A 9,327-nucleotide genomic window follows, 5' to 3' on the forward strand; every position below is an offset into this window, starting at 1 on the left:
GGGATCCGCCCCGAGCGGGCGGTCGAGCCGCACGGCCCGCTGCCGGTGCCGGCTGTCCGCGCGCTCGCCGGTTCGCTGGCGAGTGCCCTGCGTGCCGTGCACGACTCCGGGCTCGTGCACCAGCGGGTGCGTGCCGACACGGTGGGCACCCTCGACGTGCCGACGATCACCGAGCGCCTCGCCACCGGCGTCTTCCTGGACGGACCGTCCACGCGCCGCGGCTTCATCGGAAACCAAGCCGTCGGCCCCGCGGGCGGCTCCGCGCTTATCGCCTTTTTTTGGCCCCCCCCCCGGCGGGGGGGCAAATTGCGGGGCCCGGGGGCCGTTGGTGCGTCAGGGGTTCGGCCCCCCGGGCCCCGTCGTCGTTCGCGGACTCAGCCGACGCCGACGACCGTCGCGTAGGTGGCGCCGAGCCCGGCGATGAACGCGTTCAGGGCCAGTTCGAAGCTGTCGTCGTCGATCTCGTCGGCCACCGCGCGCAGCAGATGCGCCTGGTTGAGGTGCGGATAGCGGTCCCGGTAGACCTGCACGTCGTCGGCGAAACCGCCCGCGAACGAGCCGACGGTCGATCCCATCACCAGGTATCGCGTCGCGGCGCCGATCATCGTGGCGTAGCGCGGCGGCCAGCCCGCGCCGACCAGTCCGCCGTGCACGGCGTCGGCGGCGCGCAGGTTCTCGGCGCGCCTGCCGGGGCCGGCGGCCAGGTAGGGCACGAAGTTCGGGTGCGCGACCAGCGCCGAGCGGTAGCTGCGCGCCCAGTCCGCCAGGGCGAGGTCCCAGCGTGCGGTGTCGAACGCCGAGGTGTCCACGTGGCTCATGATGCCGGTGGCGATGTCGTCGAACAGGTCGTCCTTGGTCGGGTAGTGGCCGTACAGGGAGGCGGCCTGGACGCCCAGTTCGGCGGCCAGCTTGCGCATGGAGACCTCGGCCAGGCCGTCCCGGTCGATCAGGGTCAGCGCGGCCTCGCGAATGCGCTCGCGGCTCAACAGCGGCACGCGGGGCCTGGCCATGCGCCACTCCTGTCTGCTCGGGGGTTCGGGTGCGGGTTCGAACGCTATCACCGATCACCGATTCGGCCCTTGATTAACCGAACACCGTTAGGATACGGTGCCCGAGTAAACCTAACAACGTTCGGTTCAGGAGTGGCCCCGTGGATCTCCAACTCACGCCAGCGCATCGCGACCTGCGCGAGCTCGCCCGCACCTGGGTGGACAAGGAAGTCGTTCCGTTCGCCGCCGAGTGGGATCGCGCCGAGTCGGTCGACCCGGCCGTCGTCGGCAAGCTCGGCGCGCTGGGCTTCCTCGGCATCGGGATCGACGAGGAGTACGGCGGCTCCGGCGGCGACATGCTCGCCTACTGCGTGCTGCTCGAGGAACTCGGGCGCGGCGACAGCTCGGTGCGCGGCATCGTGTCGGTGTCGCTCGGCCTCGTCGGCAAGTCGATCGCCGGCTACGGCAGCCCCGAGCAGAAGCGGCGGTTCCTACCCGGCCTGTGCGCGGGCGAGCAGCTGGGCTGCTTCGCGCTCACCGAACCGGGGACCGGCTCCGACGCGGCGAACCTGACCACCCGCGCGACCCGCGACGGCGCGGACTGGATCATCGACGGCACCAAGATCTTCATCACCAACGGGACCTGGGCCGACGTCGCACTGGTGTTCGCCAGGACCGGGGGCCCAGGCCCGCGCGGTGTCACCGCGTTCCTGGTGCCCACGGATACGCCCGGGTTCGACCGGACCGAGATCAAGGGCAAGCTCGGCCTGCGCGGCCAGGCGACCGCCGAACTGGTCCTCGACCGGGTGCGAGTTCCCGACGCCCTGCGTCTCGGCGCGGAGGGAGAGGGCTTCCGTATCGCGATGGCGGCCCTGGACAAGGGGCGCATCGGCGTGGCCGCGGGGTGCGTCGGGGTGGCGCGCGCCTGCCTCGAGGCGTCCGTGCGGTACGCGGGGGAGCGCGAGCAGTTCGGCAAGCCGATCGCGGGCTATCAGCTGGTGCAGGAACTGCTCGCCGACATCGCCGTCGACACCGAGGCCGCGCGGCTGCTGGCCTGGCGCGCCGCCGATCTCGTCGATCGCGGGGAATCGTTCGGTACCGCGGCGTCGATGGCCAAGCTGTTCGCCTCCGAGGCCGCGGTGAAGGCCGCCAACAACGCGATCCAGGTGTTCGGCGGCTACGGCTACATCGACGAATACCCCGTCGCGAAGTACCTGCGCGACGCGCGCGTGCTGACCCTCTACGAGGGCACCACCCAGATCCAGAAACTGCTCATCGGCCGCGCCCTCACCGGCGTGAACGCCCTCGTCTGACCCGGGAGTATCCGCATGACCCAGAGAACCGCCTTCGTCACCGGCGCCGCCCGCGGCATCGGCGCCGCCACCGCGGCCCGGTTGGCCGCCGACGGCTGCGCCGTGGCCGTCGTCGACCGCGACACCGACGCCGCGGTGCTCACCGCGGGCCGGATCAACGCGGCGGGCGGCACCGCCATCGGCATCGGATGCGATGTCGCCGACGAGGATTCGGTCGCCGCGGCGGTGGCGCGCACCGTCACCGATCTCGGCTCGCTCGACGTGCTCGTGAACAACGCGGGCGTGCTCCGCGACAACCTGCTGTTCAAGATGTCGGTGGACGACTGGGACACCGTCATGGCGGTGCACCTGCGCGGCGCGTTCCTGTGCAGCCGGGCCGCGCAGAAACACATGGTGGACAACGGTGGCGGCGCGATCGTCAACACGTCGAGCGTGTCGGCGCTGGGCAATCGGGGCCAGGCCAACTACGCGGCCGCGAAGGCGGGCATCCAGGGGCTCACCCGCACGCTGGCCATGGAACTCGGGCCGTTCGGCATCCGCGTGAACGCCGTCGCACCCGGCTTCATCGTCACCGAGATGACCGCCGCCACCGCCGCCCGCGTCGGGGTGAGCGCGGAAGAACTCCAGGCGAAGACGGCCGCGGTGACCCCGCTGCGGCGGGTCGGCGCACCGGCCGACATCGCGAACGTGGTGGCCTTCCTCGCCTCCGACCAGGCCGGATTCGTCACCGGCCAGACCCTGTACGTCGACGGCGGACGCCGTCTGTAATCGAGAGAACCGGAGTTTCCAGCAGTGCAGCGCACCGTTTACAACGAAGAGCACGAAGCGTTCCGCAAGACCCTGCGGGCGTTCATCGATTCCCAGGTCGTGCCGGTCTACGAGGAGTGGTACCAGGCCGGCATCGTGCCGAGGGAGTTCTATCTGAAGCTGGCCGAGCTGGGCGTGTTCGGGATCGAGGTCCCCGAGGAGTACGGCGGGGCGGGCATCGACTCGTTCAAGTTCCAGGCCCTGCTCATGGAGGAGGCCGCCCGTGCCGGGGTGATGTTCGGCGGTTCGGGTGTACACGTGGGGCTGTGCCTGCCCTACCTCAAGAGCCTGGCCACCGACGAGCAGAAGCGGCGCTGGTTCCCCGGTTTCGTCACCGGCGAACTGATGTTCGCGATCGCCATGACCGAGCCGGGCGCCGGATCGGACCTGGCGGGCATGCGCACCACCGCCACGCTGTCCGCCGACGGCACCCACTATGTGCTCAACGGCGCCAAGACCTTCATCACCGGTGGCGTGCACGCCGACCGGGTGATCGTCTGCGCGCGCACCGCCCCGCCCACGGACACCGATCGGCGCCACGGCATCTCGCTGTTCGTGGTCGACACCGCCTCCGACGGTTACGCGGTCGGCCGGAAGCTGGACAAGCTGGGGCTGAAGGTGTCCGACACCGCCGAGCTGTCGTTCACCGACGTGCGGGTGCCGGTCACCGACCTGCTCGGTGAGGAGCACAAGGGATTCACCTATCTGGGCCGCAATCTGCCCCAGGAGCGGTTGTCCATCGCGGTCGGCGCCTACGCGCAGGCCAAGGCCGCGATCCGGTTCGCTCTCGAATACACCAGGGGCCGTACCGTTTTCGGCCAGCCCGTGGCGTCCTTCCAGAACACCAAGTTCGAGCTGGCGGCGTGCCGGGCCGAGGTCGACGCCGCCGAGGCCGTGGTCGACCGCGCGCTGGACGCACTCGACGCCGGGGACCTGACCCCCGCCGACGCCGCCTCCGCCAAGCTGTTCTGCACCGAGGTCGCCTCCCGGGTGATCGACCGCTGCCTGCAGCTGCACGGCGGCTACGGCTACATCACCGAATATCCGGTGGCGCGGCTGTACGCCGACAACCGGGTCAACCGGATCTACGGCGGCACCAGCGAGGTCATGAAGACCATCATCGCCAAGGACATGGGGCTGTAGATGGGCGAGGCGTTCCTGGTCGACGGCGTGCGCACGCCGTTCGGCCGATACGGTGGCGCGCTGGCACCGGTGCGTCCCGACGATCTGGCCGCCCACGTGATCACCGCACTGACCGAACGGCTTCCGGCCGTCGACTTCGGCGCGATCGACGACGTGGTGTTCGGCTGCGCCAACCAGGCGGGCGAGGACAACCGGAATGTCGCCAGGATGGCGGCCCTGCTCGCCGGGCTGCCGGTGACGGTGCCGGGCGTGACCGTCAACCGGCTGTGCGCGTCGGGGCTGGACGCGATCGGCTACGGCGCCAGGGCGATCAGGACCGGTGACGCGGATCTGGTGATCGCCGGCGGTGTGGAGTCGATGACCAGGGCGCCGTTCGTCGTCCCGAAGAACGCCGCGCCGTGGGATCGTTCGGCCGAACTGGCCGACACCACGCTCGGCTGGCGGCTGGTGAATCCGCGGATGCGGGAGCGGTACGGAATCGACTCGATGCCCGAGACCGCCCAGCACGTCGCCGACGAACACGGCATCGCCCGCGCCGACCAGGACGCCTTCGCCCTGCGTTCGCAACGGCGGGCGGCCGCGGCCGTCGCGCGGGGCAGGCTGGCGCGGGAGATCACGCCGGTGCCGGTGCCGCGCCGGCGCGGGGAACCCGTCGTCGTCGCGGCCGACGAACATCCGCGTGAGACCAGCGCCGAGGCGCTGGCCGGGTTGCGCGCCGTGGTGCCCGGCGGATCGATCACCGCGGGCAACTCCTCTGGCATCAACGACGGCGCGGCGGCGGTACTGCTCGCCTCGGCCGACGCGGTGCGCCGCTACGGGCTGACCCCGCTCGCGCGGATCGGCGCGGTCACCGCGGCGGGCGTGCCGCCGCGCACCATGGGCATCGGTCCGGTGCCCGCGGTCGAGAAGCTGCTCGCCCGCACGGGTCTCGGCATCGGCGACATCGATGTCGTCGAACTCAACGAGGCCTTCGCCGCGCAGGCGCTGGCCGTGCTGCGCGGGCTCGGCCTGCCCGACGACGCCGAGCACGTCAACCCGAACGGCGGCGCGATCGCGCTCGGGCATCCGCTCGGCGCCAGCGGGACGCGGCTCGCGCTCACCGCCGCCCTCGAACTCGCCGACCGCGGTGCCCGCCACGCGATCGCCACCCTGTGTGTCGGGGTGGGGCAGGGGCTGGCCGTGCACCTGCACCGCTGAGGACACCGTGGCCGCACACGGCCACCGCCGCGCTCCGCGGCACCGCGTTTTTCGCCATCGCAGCCGAATCACCCTGAGGAATACCGTGAATGCCACTCTCTCCCTGGCGAGCATCCTCGCCGAACCCGCCCGCCGCCGACCCGATCACCCGGCCCTGATCGAGGGCACCACCCGCATCACCTTCGCCGACCTGTGGCGGCAGGCCCGCGAACAGGCCGGCGCCCTCATCGACCGGGGCGTGCGCCCCGGCGACCGGGTGGCGCTGTTGTGCCCCAACACCGCCGACTTCCCCCGCGCCTATTTCGCCATCCTGGCGGCGGGCGCGACCGTGGTACCGGTGCATCTGTTGCTGACCGCGCCGGAGATGGAGTACGTCCTGCGCGACAGCGGCGCGACGCTGCTGATCTGTCACCCGATGGTGGCCGAGACCGGGTCCGCGGCGGCGGCCGCGGCGGGCATCGATGCCGTCGCCCCGGCCGACCTCGTCGGCGCCGCCATCCCGGCGTTCGTCTCGCGCGACCCCGCCGACACGGCCGTGGTGTTCTACACCAGCGGCACCACCGGCACCCCCAAGGGCGCCGAACTCAGTCACCTCAACATGGTGATGTGCGCGACGGTGAACACCTTCGATGCCAACGAGATCCACCGTGACGACATCGCCCTGGGCGCCCTGCCGCTGTTCCACGTGTTCGGGCAGACGGTGTCGATGAATTCGCACTGGCGCATCGGCGGCACCCTGGTCCTGCTGCCCAGATTCGACGCCGCCGCGGCGATCGCGCTCATGACGGCTGAACGGGTCAACCTCTTCCACGGCGTGCCGACCATGTACCACTCGCTGATCGCCGCCGCGGCGCACGCTCCGGCCCTGCCTGAGCTGAAGCTCTGTGTCAGCGGCGGTGCCGCGCTGCCCCCGACCGTCCTCGAGGACTTCGAGCGCGTGTTCGGCGCCCCGATCCTGGAGGGATACGGGCTCTCGGAGACCTCGCCGACCGCGGCGGTCAACCAGCCCGCCTATGGCGCGGTGGCGGGCTCGGTAGGGCATCCGGTGTGGGGCGTCGATGTCGAGATCGCCGATCCCGACATCGCCGACCGGATCGAGCTGCTTCCCGTCGGCGCGACCGGTGAGGTGGTGGTGCGTGGGCACAACGTGTTCAGTGGTTACACCGGCAGGCCGGAAGCCACCGCCGCGGCCGTCGTCGACGGCTGGTTCCGTACCGGTGACCTGGGCACCCGCGACGAGACCGGCCGGATCCGCATCGTCGACCGGGTCAAGGAGATGATCCTGCGCGGCGGGTTCAACGTGTACCCCACCGAGGTGGAGGGCGCGCTGCTGCGGCATCCCCGGATCGCGCAGGTCGCGGTGATCGGCGTGCCCGACGAGCACTACGGAGAGGAGATCCTGGCCGTGGTGGTGCCCGACGGCGAGCTGACCGCCGCGGAGGTGATCGAGTTCGGCAAGCAGCAGGTGGCCAGGTACAAGTACCCGCGCCGGGTCGAGTTCGTCACCGAACTCCCGCTCGGTCCCACGCACAAGGTACTCAAGCGGGAACTGCGCGCACGCTTCGGCGGGGCGGGCTGACCGGCACTCCGCGACGCGGCGGTGATGGGTCGCGGTGGGGCGGTGTCGCGCTCGTCGCCCAACCGTGCGCCGACGCGCCGCGCCGGTACCGCGACCATTACCCTCTATCGGGTGGCGATATCCAAGGTCGAGCGGCTGATGAATCTGGTCATCGCGCTGCTGTCGACCCGGCAGTTCCTGAGCGCGGAGCGCATTCGCGCGAGTGTGGCCGGTTACGAGGACTCCGCGACCGACGAGGCCTTCAGCCGGATGTTCGAGCGCGACAAGAACGAACTGCGCGACCTGGGCATTCCCCTGGAAGTGGGTCCCGTAGGACGGTTCTCCACGCTCGAGGGCTACCGGATCAACCGGGACGCCTACGAACTGCCCGATATCGACCTGTCCAGCGAGGAGGCGGCCGCAGTCGCCGTCGCTGTGCAGATGTGGGCGTCGCCGGAGCTCGCGAGTGCCGCTGAAGGCGCGCTGCTGAAGCTGCGCGCCGCCGGGGTCACCGTCGAAACCGAGAACGTCGGGGTGTCGGTACCCGCGGTGCCGGCGCGCACCCGCGGCTCCGAACCCGTGCTGCGCGAGCTGCTCGCCGCGATCGATGCCGGACAGGCCGTGCGCTTCGGGCACCACAGCGCCGTCACCGACCCGTTCGTCACCCGCGATGTGGAGCCCTGGGGCGTGGTCACCCGGCACGGGCGCTGGTACCTGGTCGGGCACGATCGTGAACGCGACGCCGTGCGGACCTTCCGGCTCTCGCGCATCGGCGGCGAGGTCACCCCCTACGGGCCGCACAACGCCGTCCGCAAACCGGCCGACGCCGACCTGCGCGCCATCGTCGATCGCGTCACCGGCGACGCGCCCGTCACCGGTTCGGCGACGGTGTGGGTCGCCAAGGGACGCGGCCGGGAGCTGCGCCGGATCGGGACCGAGCTCGAGACCAGGGAACTCGGCGGCAGGCCGGGCGATGTCGTCGAGGTTCCGGTGCGCTCGCGCGACTGGGTCGCCCGGCTGATCACCGGACTCGGCCCCGATGTGCTCGTGCTCGATCCGCCGGAACTGCGCGCCGATGTGATGAACCGGCTACGGTCGGTACTCGACCACACGGAGGTGACGTCGTGAGTTCGCGCCTGTCCCTGCGCCTTTCGCGCCTGCTCAACATGGTGCCGTACCTGCTCGCGCACCCGGGCATCAGCGCCGCCGAGGCCGCCGCCGAACTCGGGGTGACCACCAAGCAGCTGATGAGCGATCTCAACCAGCTGTGGATGTGCGGGCTGCCGGGTTACGGCCCCGGCGATCTGATCGACCTGTCGTTCTCCGAGGAGAGCATCGAGGTCACCTTCTCCGCGGGCATCGACCGGCCGCTGCGCCTGACCTCCACCGAGGCCACCGCCCTGCTGGTGGCCCTGCGGTCGATCGTGGAGATGCCGGGCATGGTCGACCCGACCGCCGCGCACTCCGCCATCGCGAAGATCGAATCCGCCATCGCCAGCGGTGACACCGAGATCACCGGCAAGCCCGTATCGGTCCCCGTCGAACAGCCGGTGGTGGCCACCGTACGCGCCGCGCTGGCCGACGGGCGGGCCGTGCGGCTGGTGTACTACTCGGCCAGCCGCGACGAGGTGTCCGAGCGCATCGTCGACCCCATCCGGGTGATCCTCGTCGACAACAACAGCTATCTGCAGGGCTGGTGCAGGCAGGCCGAGGGCGTCCGGCTGTTCCGGTTCGACCGGATCGAGGACGCCACCGAACTCGACGAACCCGCCCGGCCGCCGAGCCACGCCGCCGCCGACGCGGCCGCCCTCGACCTGTTCCAGGACGACCCCGAGGTGCCGCTGGCCCGGTTGCGCATCCGCGCCGATTACGCCTGGGTACTCGACCAGTACCCGATGCATCGCGTCGAAACCCGCGCCGACGGCAGCCTCGAGGCGGGGATGCGCTTCGCGTCCGCGGACTGGATGGCGCGGCTGCTCCTGGGCTTCGGGACGGGCGTGAGCGCGCTCGGCCCACCGGAACTGGTCGCCGCGGTGCGCGATCGCGCCGACGCGGCGCTGGGCCCCCAACCGGGCGCGGGGGTGTGAGGGGGGGCCCCGGCCGGGGGGGACAGCGGGGTGGGGGGGGCGGGGGGGGGGGGGGGGGGGGGGGGCCCGCCCCGCCCCCCCCCCCCCCCCCCCGGGCATGGACGTCATCTTCGTCGGGCGTCAGCGGATCCTCGACGACATCGCCGAGCACGGGCTGCGGCTCACCGACCTCGACGGCGGCGCGACCGAGGTGCCGCCCGACCGGTTCGGGCTGGCGCTCGAGCCGGACGAAC

The 9,327-nt window shown here is 71.5% G+C and carries 8 protein-coding genes and 1 pseudogene; 8 read left to right on the forward strand and 1 reads right to left on the reverse strand.

Translation table 11 applies throughout. From position 1 onward, the window contains the following. Positions 1-402 (forward strand): annotated as a pseudogene (locus tag QH270_RS01310) (hypothetical protein); the annotation flags it as partial. On the opposite strand, the gene QH270_RS01315 reads toward QH270_RS01310, so the two are convergent. After that, a complete protein-coding gene (locus tag QH270_RS01315; protein ID WP_280338511.1) occupies positions 375-1,010 on the reverse strand; it encodes a TetR/AcrR family transcriptional regulator in 636 nt (211 codons plus the stop codon). The pseudogene QH270_RS01310 and the gene QH270_RS01315 overlap by 28 nt on opposite strands. 140 nt (positions 1,011-1,150) lie before the next feature. On the opposite strand from QH270_RS01315, the gene QH270_RS01320 reads away from it, so the two are divergent. The 7 genes from QH270_RS01320 to QH270_RS01350 all read left to right on the forward strand — a co-directional run bounded on the left by QH270_RS01320 (position 1,151) and on the right by QH270_RS01350 (position 9,094). Further along, positions 1,151-2,302 (forward strand): acyl-CoA dehydrogenase family protein, encoded by a 1,152-nt coding sequence (locus tag QH270_RS01320; RefSeq protein ID WP_280338512.1) that lies wholly within the window; start codon positions 1,151-1,153, stop codon positions 2,300-2,302. Positions 2,303-2,317: 15 nt separating this feature from the next. Then, positions 2,318-3,070 (forward strand): 3-oxoacyl-ACP reductase FabG, encoded by a 753-nt coding sequence (gene fabG / locus QH270_RS01325; RefSeq protein WP_280338513.1) that lies wholly within the window; start codon positions 2,318-2,320, stop codon positions 3,068-3,070. Positions 3,071-3,094: 24 nt separating this feature from the next. Then, on the forward strand, positions 3,095-4,252 hold the full coding sequence (locus tag QH270_RS01330; RefSeq protein WP_280338514.1) for an acyl-CoA dehydrogenase family protein: 1,158 nt from the start codon (positions 3,095-3,097) through the stop codon (positions 4,250-4,252). After that, positions 4,253-5,449: a 3-oxoadipyl-CoA thiolase gene (gene pcaF, locus QH270_RS01335; RefSeq protein WP_280338515.1), complete on the forward strand. Its 1,197-nt coding sequence runs from the start codon at positions 4,253-4,255 to the stop codon at positions 5,447-5,449. Positions 5,450-5,534: 85 nt separating this feature from the next. Beyond that, a complete protein-coding gene (locus QH270_RS01340; RefSeq protein WP_280338516.1) occupies positions 5,535-7,028 on the forward strand; it encodes a long-chain-fatty-acid--CoA ligase in 1,494 nt (497 codons plus the stop codon). Between the two features lie 111 nt (positions 7,029-7,139). Further along, positions 7,140-8,135, forward strand: a complete 996-nt coding sequence (locus tag QH270_RS01345; RefSeq protein WP_280338517.1) for a helix-turn-helix transcriptional regulator — start codon at positions 7,140-7,142, stop codon at positions 8,133-8,135. Further along, a complete protein-coding gene (locus QH270_RS01350) occupies positions 8,132-9,094 on the forward strand; it encodes a helix-turn-helix transcriptional regulator (RefSeq protein WP_280338518.1) in 963 nt (320 codons plus the stop codon). The genes QH270_RS01345 and QH270_RS01350 overlap by 4 nt, the downstream gene beginning before the upstream one ends. Positions 9,095-9,327: the final 233 nt, after the last annotated feature.

Origin of the sequence: Nocardia neocaledoniensis (assembly GCF_029868625.1) — a bacterium.
Classification (GTDB): Bacteria; Actinomycetota; Actinomycetes; order Mycobacteriales; family Mycobacteriaceae; genus Nocardia; species Nocardia neocaledoniensis_A.

Excerpts from the sequence above, each read along its gene's own strand:
- QH270_RS01315 (WP_280338511.1), bottom strand. The coding sequence starts at position 1,010 with ATGGCCAGGCCCCGCGTGCCGCTGTTGAGCCGCGAGCGCATTCGCGAG.
- fabG (WP_280338513.1), top strand. The coding sequence starts at position 2,318 with ATGACCCAGAGAACCGCCTTCGTCACCGGCGCCGCCCGCGGCATCGGC.
- pcaF (WP_280338515.1), top strand. The coding sequence starts at position 4,253 with ATGGGCGAGGCGTTCCTGGTCGACGGCGTGCGCACGCCGTTCGGCCGA.